This is a genomic window from Anoxybacillus tengchongensis, assembly GCF_014201585.1.
Classification (GTDB): domain Bacteria; phylum Bacillota; class Bacilli; order Bacillales; family Anoxybacillaceae; genus Anoxybacillus; species Anoxybacillus tengchongensis.
The window spans coordinates 130,878-150,564 of record NZ_JACHES010000004.1 but is presented as its reverse complement, the minus strand read 5'-3'; the positions used below and the strand labels follow the sequence as shown (position 1 = coordinate 150,564).

The window sequence follows — 19,687 nt, the reverse complement described above, 5'->3', positions numbered from 1 at the left end:
GGGAACGATATATGTGGAAAAATAAAAATGTGATACTCATTTTTATTGGAGAATTTATTGTTGGGGTTGGTTTATGGCTTGGAATTATCGGAAATTTAGAGTTTATGCAAAAGCATGTTCCATCTGACTTTGTGAAGTCGCTTATTTTATTTTCTGGTTTGTTTGCTGGTGTTATAGTTAGTCCGATAGCGGGAAAATGGATTGATACATATACGAAAAAACATATTCTCCTATACGCTGGAATCGGACGTATATGTAGCGTCATTTTTATGCTGTTCGCTTTAAAATACGAATCTATTTTTCTTATGGTTTGTTTTATGGTTTTGATTCAAGTGGCCGCAGCTTTTTATTTTCCAACGCTACAAGCGATCATCCCGCTTGTTGTAGCAGATGAGAAGCAATTGATGACTGTCAATGGTATACATATGAACATTTCAGCCTTATCACGTATTTTTGGTACCGCCTTTGGTGGTGCACTTCTGATGATTACGAGTTTGCAAATGTTATATGTTGGAGCAATAATTGCATATATTTTACTATTTTTGCTTACGTTTTTTATTGATATAAAGGAAGAAAAGCGCGAAACAACAAACTATGTAAAAGAAAAGCAACGATTTACAGATATATTTCCAATTATTAAGAGTCTACCTATTGTTTATATGGCGGTTATTTTAACGATTGTACCACAGTTGTTTATTGGTGGATTTAATTTAATGGTCATAAACATTAGCGAATTGCAACATGATTCGTCAATTAAAGGATGGCTGTATACCATTGAAGGAATCGGATTTTTATTTGGAGCTTTTTTCATTAAGTATGCCGCTCGTGAACAAACGTATGTGAAATGGATGTATGCATTAACTTGTTTCATTGCTTTTGCGCAACTATCTTTGCATTTTGCTCATATTAAATGGGTTTCACTTGTCTCGTTTGGTTTGTTTGGTATATGTGTCGGTTGCTTTTTCCCGATGATTGCGACGATTTTTCAAACGAATGTCCCAAAGTTATATCACGGCCGATTTTTTTCATTTAAAAATATGTTTGATCGCGTGACGTTCCAAACCGTATTGTTAGCTTCGGGATTTTTGTTAGATACCATTGGATTAGAAAATATGGTCGTTTTGTTTGGATTTTTATCACTTTTGTTAATGATGTACACGATGTTTCGTAAAAAAGAAGAGTTAAAAAGCGAAGGAGCATAAATACCTTCGCTTTTAACCAATAATAATGCGTTCTTTTGGATAATGATACGATTCTTTTTGTTTGTTGCCACGGATAAGAAACAAAAATGATAAAATACCAATTCGTCCGATAAACATCAAGACGGTAATAACTAGCTTCCCAAATGTGCTTAGTTGTGACGTGATGCCCATGGATAAGCCTGTTGTTCCAAAGGCGGAGCATACTTCAAAGACAATTTCCGTCATTGTAAACGGTTCTGAAAAAGAAAGGAGCACGACAGCTAAAAAACAAAGAATGGAAGCTGTTCCGAACACGATAAACGATTTTAATATATCTTCATGATGAATTTCTCGTTGAAACACTTTAATCGAGTTTTTCCCTTTGGCATAAAAGAAAATGGTTAATATCATAATGGCAAATGTTGTTGTTCGAATCCCTCCCCCTACACTACTTGGAGAGGCACCGATAAACATGAGTGCACTTAAAACAAGTAACGTCGGTTCAGAAAAATCGGCAACATTCATCGTTGCTAGTCCACCATTGCGAGAAGAAATCGATTGAAATAACGCATAAAAAAGTGATTCGTGCCATGTTTTATTAGCAAAAAATTGATTCCATTCGATCAATAAAATCGCCCATGCTCCAAATAAAACGAGTAGAAAAAATGTGACGGTCGTCAATTTTGTGAAAAGTGAAAAGCGATATTGTTGCTTTTGACGATAAAATAAAAATTCCTTTATTTCGATGAGCACAGGAAAACCAATGGCTCCTAACACAAGCAAAATCATATGTATTGTTTGGACAAAATAATCGTCAGCAAATGGAATAAGCGATTGTCCTGTAATATCAAATCCAGCGTTTGTTGTTGCGCTCACCGATGCGAAGAAGCCTTGAAAAAACGCCTTTTGCCATGATGAAAAGTAGCGAAGAAAATATATGCCCAAAATGATCGCGCCAATCAGTTCAATAGCGATAATGAGCGTTAAAATTTCTTTCATTAACTTCACTAAACCAGCAAATGTTGATTGATTTTGATCCGTCATAATAAGTTGACGTTCGCGAAACCCGATTTTTTTTCCAAACATCAGCCAAATAAATGTACCAAGTGCCATAATGCCAATGCCGCCAAATTGGAGAATAAAAGCTAATACAAATATACCAGGTGTATTAAAAGTATGCGCTGTTGATACGACAGTTAGCCCGGTTACACTAATAGCACTTACAGCAGTAAATAATGCATCAACAAAGCTCAGTTTCACACCGGGTTGATGGAAAAAAGGCAGCCATAGTAACAGTGTGGATACGCAAACAGCTACAAAGTAAAACAAAACAATAAGCTGAACGGTAGATAGACGGGATAATTTTCGAGACTTCACAGCTTTACTCCCTCACATGTTTTCGTTTTAAACATATTTTGATTTTGGCAAATGGTGAAAAGGAATGCAAGTATGTTTTTTGAATAAGAAATATTTGTATTTACAAAATTTTTTGTTTTTTTATAATGATAACTAGCCAATGATAGAAAGGTTGGGGGATATGTCAACACGCACAAAAGGATTATGGATGGTTGTTATTGCTGCAACGATGTGGGGACTTTCTGGCACAGCTGCACAATGGGTGTTTCAGCAAAAACATATAACAACAGAGTGGCTTGTTTTTGTACGAATGATCGCTTCAGGTTTTTGTTTATTAGCTTTCGCATCGTTTCGTGGTATTCCCTTATTTCATATTTGGCGTGAGAGAAATAGTCGACTGTTGCTCATTTCTTTCAGCTTAGTAGGTATGCTTGGAGTGCAATATACGTATTTTTTGTCCATTGCATATGGAAACGCTGCGGCTGCAACGTTATTACAATATTTAGCACCGATTTACATTGTCTTATATTTTTTGATACGTGAGCGGAAACATCCATCTGTTTCGATCTGGGGTGCGCTCATTTTAGCTACTTGTGGGATATTTTTGTTGTTAACAAATGGAAAATTAAGTGCATTAAGTATCTCCTTTCCCGCATTTTTATGGGGAATTGTATCAGGTGTGCTTCTTGCATTTTATACGATTTGTTCAGCAAAACTATTAAAAAAATGGGACTCACTTATTATTGTCGGTTGGGCGATGGTAATTGGAGGAGTTGTTATGATTCCGATCGTACGTTCGTTTTTGGGGCCATTTTTCACGCTAGATTTTCCAACGATTGTTTCGATTTTATTTATTGTCATATGTGGAACGTTACTTGCTTTCTTACTGTTTATTGAAAGCATTAGATATTTATCTCCGACAGAATCAAGTATTTTATCTAGTGTAGAGCCTTTGTCGGCTATTATTGCTTCTGTTTTATTTTTACACGTATCGTTCGGCTTTTTTCAAACGCTTGGCAGTCTATTAATTATTACAACAGTTATTCTTTTAGGAAAACAAAAAATAGCGTCCTCTTCGTAAAAAATAAATGTTTGTTTTTTTCTTATTTGATAAAATAGTGTTGCTCATGAATTCACAAAAATGGAGGAGAGAATGGTGAAAACGCGTGGAAAAATTGTAGCTGTATACATTCTTACCGTTTTTTTATTAGTTGGACTAATTAACGGTATCATTTATGTTCAATTTCAATCATTGATTGCGAACAAAGTAATGACGACGAACGCTCAACTTGCTCTGCAACTGATTGATGCAAAATTTCCTGGAGCATGGCAAATAAAAGAGGGGGCACTATATAAAGGGGAAATAAAAATGAACGAAAACGAGGAAGTTGTCGACTACATAAAGGAAGTCGTTGGTGCAGATAGTACTATTTTTCTGAACGACGAACGTGTGGCAACAACAGTCATGAAAGATGGCCAAAGACAAATAGGGACAAAAGCTGATCCGAAAGTTGTACAAGAAGTCATAAAAAAACAAAATCGCTATATCGGTGAAGCGAACGTGCTTGGAAAATCGTATGTAACGAGTTATTTGCCAATGAAGAACGAGCGTGGTGAAGTCATTGGTATGTTTTTTGTCGGCATGCCAAAGCAAATCGTCAATCAAGAGATTAATAGCGTCATTGTCAAGGTGATTGCCATTTCTGTGTTGTTTGTCATTGTAGGGATTATTGCCTATCACTTATTTATTTCGATGCGAATCATGAAGCCGTTACATATTGCAAAACAACATCTTGAACAAATAGCTAGCGGTGACTTTAGTAAGCCACTGCCTGAAAAACTTCTTGATGCAAAAGATGAGTTTGGTGAAATGGCACGCGCGCTTTCTAAAACAAAACAAGCGCTTCGGGATATGGCTGTTCATATTCAAATGCAAGCAGATGCGATTGATCAACAATCGAGTGCCCTATCTGCTACTTCACAACAAATGTCTGCCTCTACTGAAGAAGTGGCGGCAACGATGGAACAAGTATCGCAAGGAGCAGCAGCACAAGCGAACGATTTGGCTGATATGACGCATTCACTTTCTTACTTAACTGAAAAAGTTGAACGTGTGTATGTAGAGCTGGCGAATGTAAAGCAAGAAGCACTTCGTACGTCTGAACGGGCAGATATCGGTAAAAAAGAAATGGATGTATTAATAGCAACCATCGATCAAATTAAACGAGCGTTTGAAACGGTAACAAACCACGTTCAAACATTAACGGCATCCGTACAAAAAATAAGTGGAATTACAGAAATGATTTCGACGATTTCGGATCAAACCAACTTATTAGCTTTAAATGCTGCCATTGAAGCAGCACGTGCTGGAGAAGCAGGGAAAGGATTTGCAGTTGTTGCGGATGAAGTGCGTAAATTAGCTGAACAATCGAAATCATTTACGGAAGACATTGTTCAACTCATTACCTCAATTAGCAAAAATACAGATGATGTCATTTATACATCAAGTGAAGTGCATCTCTTTATTAAAGACCAAGCGAATGCTGTTGAAAAAACGGTACGTTCATTTGCTGACATTTTAACATCCATTAGCCATATCGCCCCTCTTATTGTTTCAACTGAACAAGCAATGGATGAAATCGTTAAAGAAAAAGACAAAGTCATTGTCCGCATTGAGCAAATTAGCGCAGTAGCTGAAGAAAATTCAGCAGCAACAGAAGAAGTCACCGCCTCGTCAGAAGAGTTAACTGCATCAGCCCAAGAAGTAGCCGCAACAGCTCAACGGTTGTATGATATTGCAGAAAAGATGAAAGAAACGACTAATCGATTTATTGTATAAAAGCGGCAGACAACCTGTCGCTTCAAAAATAATTGTAAACGTTATCAAAAAGAATTATAGTAAAATTAGGTGAAGACAATGGCACAAAAAAAATGGACAATCAGCCTTATTATATTGCTCGTTTTGTTTTTATATGTTTTTTTTCACTTTATCACCGTAACAAAACAGCTTGAAAAAACAGTAGCAAAACTACAACATGAACAAAAAATGATGTCACACTTCCCACATGTGATTTTAATATCCCAAGAATTTGATAATCCATATTGGCGAAAAATTGAACAGGGGGCGAAGGAAGCAGGAAAACAGTATGATGTAAATATTGAATACATCGGTCCTCTCCGAACAAGCATCGAGGAGCAAGTGAAATTACTCGAAAAAGCGATTGCTTCTCGTGTCGATGGCATTATTGTTCAAAATTTAAAAGATGAAGCGTTTACACCACTTATTGACAAAGCTATTTCGCGAAATATACCTGTAATTACAATTGATGCCGATGCTCCAAAGAGCCGCCGCATCGCTTATGTTGGAACAAATAATTTTGAAGCTGGTCGATTGCTTGGACAGGCAGTTGTTTCCCGTGTAGAAGGAAAACAAGAGATTGGGGTTATAATTGGGACGGATACATCAGAAAACCAACGTCTGCGCTTACAAGGGTTTTTATCTGTTATTACTGAATATCCACGTTTAAAAGTCGTTTCCGTTGCCTCATCGAATATTTCGCGCATTCAAGCGTCTATTCAAGCAGAACAAATGTTAAGAAAACAGCCGAATATTTCTGTTATGGTTGGCACAAGTGCGCTAGATGCGATTGGTATTCGGATGGCGATAAAAAACTTGCACCGTGAAGACATTCAAATTTTCGGTTTTGACGATGTAGAAGAAACGATGGAAGCGATTAAAGAAGGAGATATTGTCGCAACGGTCGTTCAAAAACCTTATGATATGGGATATTCGGCAGTGAAGCTCATGGCTGATCACCTTTCTGGCAAACAAATTGACAAAGAGCATTTTACAGCCACGGGAGTGATTGACTACCAAAACATTCAGCAGGGGAGAAACAAATGAAAATTCGGACGAAATTGTTTGTTTTTATTCCGCTTCTCGTTCTTCTATTGAATTGTATCGCGTTTTTTATTTTTCAAAGCGGAAAAAAAGTACAAGAAAGCTATGATGTCATGATGCAACGCATCTTTTTATATAAACAAATTTCGCTTGAAACACAAGAAAATGTACGTTTTTTAAGTAGCTACTTAATTCACCAAGATGAATACAATTATAAGCAACTGATCGAACATAAAAAAAGACTTGAAAAGTTGCGTCGAGAATTAACCGAAAGACAATTGGAAGGAAATGACGCGTTCACGCTCGAAAACTACAAAAATATGGTTTATGTCTTTCTCGATTTAGAACAAGCGATTATTCATCAACTAACAAAACAACAATTCACAGGCTATGCCGTTCAGTACAATGAAATTGAGAAGATTGCTTCGTTTATTCGCGAAGATAGCCAAGCGCTCGTTGATGTTGAGTTGAACTTATATCAACCAGTATACAAACAAATATTACAGCATACGTCACAAATGAATGCACTAGGTAGAATGCTTTTTACTTTAACAACTATTTTAAGCATTGTTTTTGCGATATGGCTATCACGGACGATTGTCATTCCGATCCACCATCTCGTTCATGCGGCAAAAAAAATATCAGCTGGCCAACTCGATACACGTATTCCTTGCTTTGATGGACATGATGAAATTGGGTTGCTCGGTAAAACGTTTCAACATATGATTGAAAATTTGCGAATATTAATTTCGGAAAATATGGAAATATTAGAAAAAGAAAAACTTGTGCGTGAGCTAGAATTAAAAGCACTCCAAAGTCAAATTAATCCTCATTTTTTATTTAATACGCTGAACGTCATTTCCAAGCTTGCTTACCTCGAAGGAGCGGAACAAACGAGCGAACTAACCGTATCTACATCAAATTTATTGCGATACAATTTACGTAAGCTCGATCAACCTGTCACTTTGCGTGAAGAAGTAGAACATGCGAAAGAGTATTTTGCGATTCAAAAAGCCCGCTTTCGCGATCGCGTTACTTTTGAAGTAAGGGTAGATGAATCATGTTTGGAACAGCCCATTCCTTGTTTAACGTTGCAACCTCTCATCGAAAATGCTTTTATTCACGGGATTGAAGAGATGGAAGAAGGGGCGAACATTCAATTAATCATCGAAGAAAAAAGAAATTGTATTCAAGTAACGGTTGCGGATAACGGTGTAGGAATGCCGTATGATGTACAACAAGCCATCATGAATGCATCGTATTCCTTGATTAAAACAGGTCATTCAACAGGACTTGGATTAGAAAATGTGTTACGACGTCTTCAGCTTTTTTACGGAGTAGAAAAAATACTCGACATAAAAAGTGCGCCAAACGAAGGAACGGCTATTATTTTACGATTGCCAAGGAGGGAAAGCGATGTACAAGCTACTTATTGCTGATGATGAGCCACTAGAGCGGGAAGGATTGCAGTTGATGATTGAACGCTCATTTCCACATACGTTTACGATTTTTCATGCAGAACACGGTCGAAGGGCCATTCAGCAAGTAGAGGAACATCGGCCACATATCATTTTTATGGATATGAAAATGCCAGGCATTCAAGGACTTGAAGCGATTGCTGAAATACGCAAAATGGATGCACAGACGAAAATCGTCATTTTAACAGCATATGATTACTTTACATATGCAAAAGAAGCTATTTCTTTCAGCGTAAGTGAATATGTGTTAAAACCTGCCAAAAAACAACAAATGATTGATTTGTTGCAAAGATTGTTACATCAAATTTCGGAAGAGCAAGCGATGCGTGAACAACAATTAACTGCTCGCGAAAAACTCGTTCAGCTACAAACATTAGGTGAAATCGCTTGGACATGGTTGTTGATGGGGAAAATGGACGAATGCCCTGCACATACATTTAGCGGCATGGAATTTGAACATGGGTATGCCATTGTTATTGAGTTAGAAAGAAGTGATGCATCTAATCGTGAAAAGTGGGAAGAAACAGTGAAGCAGTGTATAAAACAACAACGACGTTGTTTATGTAGTCCGTTTAGTCAACGACAAATGACTGTTTTTATTGAAGCTGAGCAACATGAACATGCTATTTCGTTCGCTCAATCGTTGTTAAAACAGCTTGAGAAAGGTTTGCAACAGCGAGTAAAAATAGGAATTGGCACAATTCAGTCGGGGATCGATGGAATGAAACGCTCATATAAAGAGGCGTGGACTGCTGCGCGCTATGTATCGTCATTTAGTCGAGTCATGCATATTGATGATGTTCCGTTAACGGATGACGTGGAACATATCCATATAAAAACAAGTGGCAGCGTCATCGAGCAAGTCGAAATGTTTTTACAGGAAAACTATTGTTATGATGTGACGCTTGAAGAAGTAGCAAAATACGTTCATTTAACACCGTATTACTTCAGCAAACTATTCAAAAAAGAAATCGGTCAAACGTTTACTGATTATTTAACACATTTACGCATCGAAAAAGCGAAACAATTGATGTGCGACGAAGGATTAACGGTGAAAGAAGCTTGTTACCGCGTCGGATATAAAGATCCAAACTATTTTAGCCGCGTGTTTAAAAAAGTAACAAATATGACACCAACACAATATCGTCAAGACGTGTGCGGGCGCTTATAAAAATGCTCGCACTTTTTTGTTCAACGACAAAAAAATGCTGATTCGTTCCTTTTTATAGTAATGAAAGCGTTTAATTTGTGCGAATATATCGCAAATAAGTGAAGAAAACAAAGAAAACGCTTTCTTTTTCTTATGGTACGCTGAACATGTAGACAATATGAAAAACAAGGGGGAATACATGTGAAGTGGTGGAAACATGTCGCAAAAGGAGCGGCAACATTCGTCTTAGCCTCTGCATTAACAGCATGCGGAGTTGTATCTTCGGGAAACGAAGGGGGAAGCGAATCGACGAAAAAAGACGATGATAAAATTGTCATCGGTTTTTCGATGGATACGTTAAAGGAAGAACGTTGGCAACGGGATAAAGAATTATTTGAAGCAAAAGTGAAAGAACTCGGTGCAGAAGTGAAAACGCTAGCAGCAAATGGAGACGATGCTGCGCAGTTGAGCCAGGCAGAACAACTCATTTCAGAGGGCGTTGATGTTCTCGTTGTTGTACCTCATAACGCCGAGGCGTCCGCAGCGATCGTAGAAAAGGCACATAAAGAAGGAATTCCGGTTATTTCTTATGACCGTTTAATTAAAAATGCGGAAGTAGACTATTACGTTTCATTTGACAACGTGCGTGTCGGTGAAATGCAAGCACAAGCCATTGTAGACAAAGCACCAAAAGGAAACTATGTTTATATCGGTGGAGCAGATACAGATAACAACGCTCATTTATTCCGCCAAGGAGCGATGAACGTATTAAAGCCACTTGAAGAAAAAGGCGACATTAAAATTGTTTACGACCAATTCTCAAAAGATTGGAAACCAGAAGAAGCATTGAAAAACATGGAAAACGCATTAACAGCAAATAACAACAACATTCAAGCAGTTGTCGCAGCGAATGATGGCACAGCAGGTGGTGTTATTCAAGCTTTAGCGGCACAAGGATTAGCGGGGAAAGTACCTGTTTCAGGACAAGATGCCGAGTTAGCAGCACTTCAACGTATCGTTGAAGGAACGCAAACGATGACAGTATATAAACCGATTAAAGCGATTGCAACAAAAGCAGCAGAAATGGCAGTTGCTTTAGCAAAAGGTGAGAAAATCGAAACGAACCAAACGGTATCAAACGGCAAAATTGACGTTCCATCTGTCTTACTTGATCCAATTGCTGTAACAAAAGAAAATGTATTAGACACAGTCATTAAAGATGGGTATCACAAATTAGAAGACGTATTTAAAAACGTACCGAAAGATCAATGGCCAAAACAATGAAGATAAGGGGCTGGCTTTGCCAGACCCTTATTTTCAACATGATACAACGGGAGTGAAACGAATGTATGCGTTAGAAATGATCAATATTACAAAAGAATTTCCCGGCGTGAAAGCACTTGATCGTGTCAGTTTCAAAGTGAAAAAAGGAGAAATTCATGCGCTTTGTGGTGAAAATGGCGCGGGAAAATCAACGTTGATGAAAGTGTTAAGCGGGCTGTATCCAACCGGAACATATGATGGGGAAATTCGTATTGATGGCAAACCTGTTTCTTTTCGAAATATTGTCGATGCGGAACAAGCAGGCATTGCGATCATTCACCAAGAGCTTGCGCTTGTAAAAGAAATGACTGTTGGTGAAAACATTTTTTTAGGGAGAGAGCCACGTAAATTCGGTGTCATTCAATGGGATCAATTATATTATGAGGCAGAAACATGGTTAAAGAAAGTGGGACTAACGATTTCTCCACAAACAAAAATCCACTCACTTGGTATTGGACAACAGCAGTTAGTTGAAATTGCTAAAGCGCTAGCCAAACAAGCAAATATTTTAATTTTAGATGAACCTACCGCAGCGTTAACAGAAAGTGAAGTTGAAATTTTAATGGGCATTTTAGAACAGCTACGAGCACAAGGGGTTGCATGTATTTATATTTCTCATAAAATGCCAGAAGTATTTCGACTTGCTGATTCGATTACCGTACTGCGCGATGGAAAGTCAATTGCGACGCTTTCACGTGCAGAAACGAACGAGGATGAAGTTGTCGCGCTCATGGTTGGGCGTGAGTTGACAGAGCGTTATCCGTACGTCAAAAAAACGCTAGGTCATGTCGTATTAGAAGTGAAAAACTACTCTGTTTGGCATAAAGAAAAGCCGATGAAAATCAACGACAGTATCCATATAACTGTTCGCGCTGGGGAAATTGTTGGCATTGCAGGATTGATGGGGGCAGGACGAACGGAACTCGCGATGAGTTTATTCGGTGCATACGAAGGAAAAGCAGAAGGGCAAGTGTGGTTGGAAGGGAAACAAGTGCACATTCGTTCGGTGCAAGATGCGATTCGATCAGGTATTGCACTCGTCACAGAAGACCGCAAAAGGTTGGGGCTTATACTTGGAATGGATGTGAAAACAAATACGACATTAGCTAGCTTAAAAAATATTAGCCGCTTACAAGTGATCAATCAAAATGAAGAATTAAAGTGGAGCCAAAAATATGTCGATGAACTAAAAACGAAGACAGCATCTTTAGAAACAGCTGTCGGTACGTTATCTGGAGGGAATCAGCAAAAAGTTGTATTGGCGAAATGGTTAATGGCGAAACCAAAACTTTTAATATTAGACGAGCCGACGCGCGGTATTGATGTTGGAGCAAAATATGAAATTTATCACTTAATGAATAAATTAGCAAAAGAAGGCGTTGCTATCATGATGATTTCTTCTGAACTTCCAGAAATTTTAGGAATGAGCGACCGCATTTATGTTATGCGTGAAGGGAGAATCGTGAAACAATTGTCGCACGATGAAGCAACACAAGAAAATATTATGATGGCAGCGACAGGAGGGGAATGAGTTATGGAAATAAAGGCAGTCATCGAGCAGCAACCGAAAAAGAAAAATGTATTTGGCAAAATAGATATTCGTGCTTATACGATGATCGGTGCACTCATTGCTATTTGGATTTTCTTTGGTATGTTAAATGAGACATTTTTGAGTGCCCGCAATTTATCGAACTTATTTACACAAATGTCGGTTACAGCTATTTTAGCCATTGGTATGGTGCTTGTCATTGTTGCAGGACATATTGATCTTTCCGTCGGTTCGATTGTCGGTCTTACAGGTGGTGTTGCAGCCATTTTAAGCAACTGGATGGGGATGCCGACATCTGTCGTCATTTTATGTACGTTGCTTGCAGGTGCACTTGTCGGACTTGTGCAAGGTTGGTTAGTTGCTTATCGAGCCATTCCTGCGTTTATCGTTACGTTAGGTGGAATGATGATTTTCCGCGGAGCATTAATGGGAATCACAAAGTCAACAACCATTCCAATTTTTGATGCGCAGTTTATTGCTTTAGGAAGCGCATATTTTACAGATGTTTTTGGTATTATACTTGCGGCGATGGCCGTCGTTGCGCTATTTGTTTCAACGTTTCGTAAGCGAAAATCGCGCCAACAATACGGCTTCACTGTTTCGCCATTACCTTTTGAACTAACAAAATTATTCGTTATTAGTGCACTTATTTTAGTATTTGTTGTTACAATGAACAGTTATAAAGGAATTCCGTTTCCGATTATTTTTGTCATTGCCTTGGCGCTTATTTTCTCATTCATTGCGACAAAAACAACGTTTGGTCGTCACGTATACGCCATCGGAGGAAACGTGGAAGCTGCCCGGTTATCTGGGATTAATATCCAACTCCATACGATGATGTTGTTTGTCTTTACGGGCTTGCTTTCTGCTATCGCTGCACTCGTTTTAACAGCACGTTTATCATCGGCAACGATTTCAGCGGGACAAATGTACGAGCTAGATGCCATCGCCGCCTGCGTCATCGGTGGAACATCCTTAATGGGCGGATCTGGTACAATCATCGGTGCGATCATCGGTGCCATGGTCATGACATCGCTTGATAATGGAATGTCATTGTTAGGTATGGAAACATTTTGGCAATATATCGTAAAAGGGAGCATTTTAATTTTAGCCGTTTGGATTGATATTGCTAGTCGAAAGCGGAAAACAAATTAAAAAAATAGATTAAAGAGGTGCGACCGGAAGGCCAGGCGATGCTGACTTTCCGGTTTTTTTTGTATGAAAATGGAAATGTTTTAGAGGTATATTGTTAACGGTAATGTATTCATACATTTCATTTTGTTTCTCCTCAACTCCAGAAAACGAAAATAAATAGAAAGAGAGATGGCACGTATTGTTATAATCATCAGTTTTTGATTGAAATTATATCTTTTCTCTCATATTTTTGAAAATACATCTTGTATATTCAGAAGATTCATATTATATTATTGTTGTGAAAATATTAAATTTTTTGAAAATAAAAAGGGGGATTTGCATGAAAAGGAAAAAGGTGTTTTCTATTTTCACATCCGCTACGCTTGCGATTGGTTTGTTGACTGGTTGTTCGGCGGATAAAACATCGCAAACATCGAAAAACAACGGGGAAGCTGGAGGGGGTACAGTCATTAAAATTGCCACTCAAAGCCCCCTTTCTGGTGGAGCAGCGACGTTAGGTGAATCGATTAAACTTGGAGCTCAACTTGCTTTAGAAGAACAAAAAGAAAAGTTCGAAAAATTAGGGTTTAAATTGGAGCTTGTTCCATATGACGATCAAGCAGATCCGAAAAAAGGGGTAGCTAATGCTCAACTCATTGGAGCGGATCAACAAGTTTTAGGTGTCGTTGGACATTTGAATTCGGGCGTTGCGATTCCATCTTCAGAAATTTACGAGAAATATAACATTCCAATGGTTTCTCCAGCAAACACAGCAACAGACGTGACAGATCGTGGCTTAAAAACGGTGAACCGCATTTGTGCACGCGATGATTTCCAAGGTCCAGCAGGTGCAAAATTTGCTGTTGAAAAATTAGGAGCGAAGAAAATTTTTATCATTCAAGATAAAACGGCATACGGTACAGGATTAGCTGAAGCATTCAAAAAAGGAGCGGAAGAAGCAGGTGCTGAAATTGTCGGATTTGAAGGAATTACAATTGGTGAAAAAGACTTTAACGGTGTACTAAACCAAGTGCTTGCGAAAAAGCCGGATCTCGTGTATTTCGGTGGGATGTACACAGAGGGTGGAATGTTAATTAAACAGGCGCGTGATAAAGGCATTACCGTACCGTTTATGGGTGGAGATGGAATGGACTCTTCTACACTTGTTGAAATTGCAGGCGACGCGGTGAAAAATACGTTCATTACATCAGCAGCAGGTGTAGCAACGGCGACAGAAGCTGGAAAGCAATTTGCAGAAAAGTACAAGCAAAAGTTTGGTAAAAATATTGAATCGTACTCTGCTTATGGGTATGACGCAATGGCTGTCTTGTTAAAAGCGATTGAAGAGGCAATTAAAGCGAATGGAAATAAACTTCCTACTCGCGAACAAGTAGCTGATGCTGTTCGGAAAGTGCAAGATTATGAAGGGGTTGTGACGAAAGTAAGCTTCGATGAAAAAGGGGACAACAAATACGCGAAAATTTACATTTATAAATTTGAAGAAGCAACGTATCCAGCACGATTAGAAGATGAGGTAAGCAAATAAAGATAAATACGTTTGAAAAGGGTATGACAATTTGCCGTACCCTTTTCTTATAATTTTTTACATGTTATTGATAGGAAAAGGGACTAGGTAATTTTAGATAAAGACAAGGAAATGGAGGAACGACATATGATCGAACATGTGCTACAAACATTGCCTCAAGTCGTCATTGATGGATTAGCATTAGGAGCTGTATACGCGATTGTTGCCCTCGGATATACAATGGTGTACGGCATTTTAGAGCTTATCAACTTCGCACACGGGGAAATTTTTATGACAGGTGCATTTGTTGGCACAGCTCTTTTCTTATCGTTTTCCGCTTTTGGTTGGCTATCGTCTATGCCTATGTTGCTGTCTTTACTTCTCGTCCTTGTGGCGACATCGATTGTGACAGGATTGCTTGGCATGGGAATTGAACGAGTTGCATATCGTCCGTTACGAAGCGCTCCAAAATTAATTACCCTTATTACAGCAATCGGTATTTCATTTTTATTGCAAGATTTTGTCCGTTTTATTACAGAGTTGAAGAAAGGAAACTACATTTTAACCGGTCCAAGTTTGTTTACTGGGCAAGTAAGTATTTCAGCTTCCTCTATCTGGTCAGGATTTCATGACGCCTCAGTTAAGTCCTCATTTTTTATCGTTTTAGTTACAGCTGTTGTTATGATGGTGACGCTTGACTTTTTTGTGAATAAAACAAAATGGGGAATGGCAATGCGTGCTGTTGCCCAAGATCGTGAAACGGCTGCACTAATGAGTGTAAATGTCAACAAAGTCATCGCTTTAACGTTTTTTATTGGCTCTGCGCTAGGAGGAGCAACCGGTGTTCTTTTTGCGATTCAATACGGAACGATTGATCCATACATTGGTTTTATTTTAGGATTGAAAGCTTTTACTGCAGCAGTATTAGGGGGGATCGGAAATATTCGCGGGGCCATGTTCGGTGGCATTGTTCTCGGGCTGCTTGAAATGTTTGCGGCGGCGAACTTACCAATCATTTCTAACGGTATATTAGGAGCAGAGTACAAAGACGTGTTTGCTTTTTCTATTTTAATTATGGTTCTCATCTTTAAGCCAGAAGGACTATTCGGAAAAGTGTCTATCGAGAAAGTGTAGGTGGTCAACATGAAAAAATGGCTGAACGTACTAGAGCAAAATAAACGCCTTCAGGCAATTGTGATCGCTGTATATATTGTCGTAACATTTATTAGCTTATATTTAGCGCAAAAATCGGTTGTTGCTTTTTTACTTTTGCTTTCCTCGCTTTTACTTTTACATTTCACAACGTTTTCGCATCGCGTGAAATGGGTGATAGGCATTGTCGTATTAAGCGTACTACTGCCATTAGCCGCTAGCCAAGGAGAAGCATATCAATCGTATATGGAAGTGGCGACGTTAGTCGGGATTTATATCGCCATGGCGCTCGGTTTAAACATTGTCGTTGGACTTGCCGGTCTACTAGATTTAGGATTTGTTGCCTTTTTTGCGATTGGTGCTTATACGTATGGTATTTTTGCCACAACGCAAGCAAATAACTTTATGCCATTTGGACAATATCCGTTATCCGGAGAAAGCTTTTGGGTATTTTTAATTATCGGTTGCATTGTCGCTGCGATATTTGGAATATTGCTAGGCATTCCGGTGTTGCGTGTAAAAGGTGATTATTTAGCCATCGTGACGCTCGGATTTGGAGAAATCATTCGCATTATTTTTAATAACTTAGATAAGCCGATCAACATTACAAACGGGGCGATGGGGCTTGCTTCTGTCCAACCACCGAAGTTGTTTGGACTAGAGTTCATGTACCCAAGCCAATTTTATTACGTCGTATTAGTTATTCTACTGCTCACCATTTTTGTCGTTCGACGTTTAGAGTATTCAAAAATTGGACGAGCGTGGAAAGCGGTGCGCGAAAATGAGATTGCTGCGCAAGCGATGGGTATTCCACTCGTTCGTACGAAGTTGATGGCGTTTGCTGTTGGCGCTTCATTTTCAGGAATGATGGGCGTCGTCTTTGCTGCAAAACAGACGTTTGTTGATCCGACAAGCTTTACGTTGCTTGAATCCATTACAATTCTCGTCATGGTCATTTTAGGAGGAATGGGTAGCGTACCAGGCGTTATACTCGGTGCAGCACTTGTAACGATTTTAAATCTTCAAGTGCTTACAGAGCTAACAAACTGGTTGAATCAACTTAGTTTAAGCGGAGTTGTTAGCATTCCAGATGCGCTATCTCCTGCGAAAATGCAACGGTTTATTTTCGGAGTCATTTTAATTTTATTCGCTTTGTACCGGCCACAAGGGTTATTGCCAGCAAAAAACCCTCGTTTTGACGAAAAAGAGTTAAAAAGCGGTGCAACGAATATGGTAGATGGAAAGGAGGGGGCGAAAGATGTCTATTTTAACGGTTAAACAATTAACGAAACAATTTGGTGGACTTACGGCAAACAGCAATATTAATATGGACGTACAAAAAGGATCAATTACAGCAGTCATTGGACCGAACGGTGCAGGAAAGACGACGTTGTTTAACATGGTGACAGGTGTATATCAGCCGACGAGTGGCGATATTTTACTAAACGGTGAGTCGATCGTTGGTTTAAAACCGCATCAAGTCGCACAAAAAGGCATTTCGCGCACGTTCCAAAACATTCGTTTGTTCGGAGCGATGACAGTTTTAGAAAACGTCATGGTTGGCATGCATACACATTTGCGGAGCGGGTTATTTCATACGATGTTTTCCACGCCGTTCATGCGCAAAGAGGAAAAAGAAGCGAAGCAAGAAGCGTATCGCCTTTTGCAATATGTTGGGTTAGAGTCGCTTTATAACGAAGAGGCGAAAAGTTTGCCATATGGAGCACAACGGAAACTTGAAATTGCCCGCGCATTAGCGACAAAGCCAAAAGTGTTGCTGTTAGATGAGCCAGCTGCAGGAATGAACCCGAAAGAGACAGCGGAATTAACGAAGCTCATTTACCATATGCGCGAACAACTACAACTAACGATCATTTTAATTGAACATGATATGAAGCTTGTTATGGAAATTTCCGAACATATTATTGTGTTAGACCACGGAGAAAAAATTGCTGAAGGTACCCCAGATGACATTCGAAACAACGAAAAAGTGATTGAAGCTTATTTAGGCAAAGGAGCGACAACAGCATCATAGGGAGGGATAGCGAGTGAGTTTGCTGCGGCTAGAGCGTGTTCATACGTTTTATGGCGGAGTTCATGCGTTAAAAGGAATTGATTTAGAAGTGTGCGAAGGGGAAATTGTTACGTTAATCGGCAGTAACGGTGCTGGAAAATCAACGACGTTAAAAACGATTAGCGGGCAGGTGAAGGCGAAAAGCGGGAGCATTTTGTACGAAGGAAAAGACATCACAAATACGCCCCCACATATTACGTCATTATCAGGCATCGCTCATGTTCCGGAAGGACGGCGAATTTTTCCGAGACTGACGGTAAAAGAAAATTTAGAAATGGGAGCTTTTTCGGTAAAAGATAAAAAAGAAATAGCTGAACGAATGGAACGGGTGTTTCATTATTTCCCGCGACTAAAAGAGCGTTTACAACAAAAAGGCGGAACGATGAGCGGCGGAGAACAACAAATGTTAGCGATCGGTCGTGCTTTAATGATGAAGCCTCGACTTCTTATGCTAGATGAACCGTCAATGGGTTTAGCCCCAATTATCGTCGAACAAATTTTTCATATTATTCGCGAGTTAAACGATGAAGGAATGACGATTTTGCTCGTTGAACAAAACGCATTCCAAGCGCTTCAAATTGCCCATCGTGGCTACGTCATTCAAACAGGAGAAATTACAATGTCAGGAACAGGAAAAGAGTTGCTCGGAAACGAACAAGTGAGAGAAGCGTATTTAGGATGAACAAAAAGGCGCATGGCGACAAAAGCTAGCGCCTTTTTGTATAATGATTTTGGAGGGATTTTTGTGCAATTTCATACAGTTATTTTACGATACTTAGAAATGGAATTAAAATCACCATTTACGACAAGTTTTGGAACGATGAAAACGCGTCCGGTTTTATTAGTTGAAGTCATAGATCAAGATGGTGTGCACGGATGGGGAGAAGGCGTCGCGTTTTTCGCTCCGTGGTATACAGAAGAAACGATCGAGACGACGTGGCATATGCTTGAAGCATTTTTAATCCCGCTTCTTTTTCAAGCGCCTGTTTATCATCCGGATGAATTGCGTGATCGATTTTCGCTCATTCGCCGCAATTGTATGGCAAAAGCAGCGCTTGAAGGGGCCGTTTGGGATGCATTTGCGAAACGGCATCATATGCCATTACACGTTGCGTTGGGCGGTGAAAAACAAGAAGTGGACGTGGGTGTCAGCATCGGCATTCAGCCAATAACAAATACATTAAAACGGATCGAACAGGCGCTTGCGGAAGGATACAAACGTATAAAAATAAAAATTAAGCCCGGATGGGATGTTGATGTTGTTCGGGACATTCGTCACCATTTTCCGCATGTTCCGCTAATGGTGGATGCAAACTCCGCTTACTCGTTATGCGATATCGACCGCCTGAAAGCGCTTGATGACTATGAGTTGCTTATGATTGAACAGCCGCTTGCTGTAGATGACATCGTTGATCATGCGAAGCTACAAGCGAAATTGCAAACGCCGATTTGTTTAGATGAAAGCATTTGTTCATATGAAGATGCAAAAAGAGCGATTGAGTTAAAAAGTTGCCGCGTGATCAATATAAAAATTGGTCGAGTAGGTGGATTAACAGAGGCAAAACGCATTCATGATTTATGCCAGCAACATCGTATTCCTGTATGGTGTGGCGGCATGTTAGAAGGCGGAGTCGGACGAGCACATAGCATCGCTTTAGCGACGCTTCCGCACTTTTCTCTTCCAAGCGATACAGCGGCATCCGCAAATTATTGGGAACGTGATTTTATCGAACCAGAAGTGACTGTCCATCGTGGGCGAATTTTCGTTCAAAAACAACATGGAATCGGCTATGCAGTCAATTTGGCCGAAGTAGAACGGCGTATCGTTCGCTCAAAAATATATAAGCGCTCGAAAGGATGATCA

General features: G+C 39.4%; 16 protein-coding genes. 15 read left to right on the top strand and 1 reads right to left on the bottom strand.

Annotated elements, in window-relative coordinates:
- Positions 1–11: 11 nt before the first annotated feature.
- Complete coding sequence (locus tag HNQ82_RS06265) at positions 12–1,202, top strand: MFS transporter (RefSeq protein ID WP_183248092.1); 1,191 nt, start codon at positions 12–14, stop codon at positions 1,200–1,202.
- A 12-nt stretch (positions 1,203–1,214) separates the two neighbouring features.
- Here the strand turns inward: HNQ82_RS06265 and HNQ82_RS06260 are convergent, their stop codons facing one another.
- Positions 1,215–2,558: a potassium transporter TrkG gene (locus HNQ82_RS06260; RefSeq protein ID WP_183248090.1), complete on the bottom strand. Its 1,344-nt coding sequence runs from the start codon at positions 2,556–2,558 to the stop codon at positions 1,215–1,217.
- Between the two features lie 160 nt (positions 2,559–2,718).
- On the opposite strand from HNQ82_RS06260, the gene HNQ82_RS06255 reads away from it, so the two are divergent.
- The 14 genes from HNQ82_RS06255 to menC all read left to right on the top strand — a co-directional run bounded on the left by HNQ82_RS06255 (position 2,719) and on the right by menC (position 19,684).
- Positions 2,719–3,618 carry a DMT family transporter gene (locus HNQ82_RS06255; protein ID WP_183248088.1) on the top strand — a complete coding sequence of 300 codons (900 nt, stop codon included), beginning with the start codon at positions 2,719–2,721 and terminating at the stop codon, positions 3,616–3,618.
- Between the two features lie 72 nt (positions 3,619–3,690).
- The gene (locus HNQ82_RS06250; RefSeq protein WP_246346267.1) at positions 3,691–5,376 is read left to right on the top strand and encodes a methyl-accepting chemotaxis protein; all 1,686 of its coding nucleotides are present in this window, start codon (positions 3,691–3,693) and stop codon (positions 5,374–5,376) included.
- A 78-nt stretch (positions 5,377–5,454) separates the two neighbouring features.
- Positions 5,455–6,441, top strand: a complete 987-nt coding sequence (locus tag HNQ82_RS06245; protein WP_183248086.1) for a sugar-binding protein — start codon at positions 5,455–5,457, stop codon at positions 6,439–6,441.
- Positions 6,438–7,877 carry a sensor histidine kinase gene (locus HNQ82_RS06240; protein WP_183248084.1) on the top strand — a complete coding sequence of 480 codons (1,440 nt, stop codon included), beginning with the start codon at positions 6,438–6,440 and terminating at the stop codon, positions 7,875–7,877. The genes HNQ82_RS06245 and HNQ82_RS06240 overlap by 4 nt, the downstream gene beginning before the upstream one ends.
- A complete protein-coding gene (locus tag HNQ82_RS06235; RefSeq protein ID WP_183248082.1) occupies positions 7,855–9,087 on the top strand; it encodes a helix-turn-helix domain-containing protein in 1,233 nt (410 codons plus the stop codon). Before HNQ82_RS06240 ends, HNQ82_RS06235 begins: the two co-directional genes overlap by 23 nt.
- Positions 9,088–9,267: 180 nt before the next feature.
- Positions 9,268–10,350 carry a D-xylose ABC transporter substrate-binding protein gene (gene xylF / locus HNQ82_RS06230; RefSeq protein WP_183248080.1) on the top strand — a complete coding sequence of 361 codons (1,083 nt, stop codon included), beginning with the start codon at positions 9,268–9,270 and terminating at the stop codon, positions 10,348–10,350.
- A gap of 16 nt (positions 10,351–10,366) precedes the next feature.
- Positions 10,367–11,920 (top strand): xylose ABC transporter ATP-binding protein, encoded by a 1,554-nt coding sequence (locus tag HNQ82_RS06225; protein ID WP_281380802.1) that lies wholly within the window; start codon positions 10,367–10,369, stop codon positions 11,918–11,920.
- 3 nt (positions 11,921–11,923) lie between these two features.
- Positions 11,924–13,093, top strand: a complete 1,170-nt coding sequence (locus HNQ82_RS06220; RefSeq protein WP_183242353.1) for a sugar ABC transporter permease — start codon at positions 11,924–11,926, stop codon at positions 13,091–13,093.
- A 319-nt stretch (positions 13,094–13,412) separates the two neighbouring features.
- Positions 13,413–14,618: a branched-chain amino acid ABC transporter substrate-binding protein gene (locus HNQ82_RS06215; protein WP_183242355.1), complete on the top strand. Its 1,206-nt coding sequence runs from the start codon at positions 13,413–13,415 to the stop codon at positions 14,616–14,618.
- A gap of 126 nt (positions 14,619–14,744) precedes the next feature.
- Positions 14,745–15,731, top strand: coding sequence for a branched-chain amino acid ABC transporter permease (locus HNQ82_RS06210; RefSeq protein WP_183242357.1), 987 nt, complete (start codon positions 14,745–14,747; stop codon positions 15,729–15,731).
- A gap of 9 nt (positions 15,732–15,740) precedes the next feature.
- Entirely contained in the window at positions 15,741–17,027 is a 1,287-nt protein-coding gene (locus HNQ82_RS06205; protein WP_183248078.1) for a branched-chain amino acid ABC transporter permease, read from the top strand.
- Entirely contained in the window at positions 17,008–17,784 is a 777-nt protein-coding gene (locus tag HNQ82_RS06200) for an ABC transporter ATP-binding protein (protein ID WP_183248077.1), read from the top strand. The genes HNQ82_RS06205 and HNQ82_RS06200 overlap by 20 nt, the downstream gene beginning before the upstream one ends.
- Positions 17,785–17,797: 13 nt before the next feature.
- A complete protein-coding gene (locus HNQ82_RS06195) occupies positions 17,798–18,505 on the top strand; it encodes an ATP-binding cassette domain-containing protein (RefSeq protein ID WP_183242363.1) in 708 nt (235 codons plus the stop codon).
- A 12-nt stretch (positions 18,506–18,517) separates the two neighbouring features.
- A complete protein-coding gene (gene menC / locus HNQ82_RS06190) occupies positions 18,518–19,684 on the top strand; it encodes an o-succinylbenzoate synthase (protein WP_425486244.1) in 1,167 nt (388 codons plus the stop codon).
- The last annotated feature ends 3 nt before the right edge of the window (positions 19,685–19,687 follow it).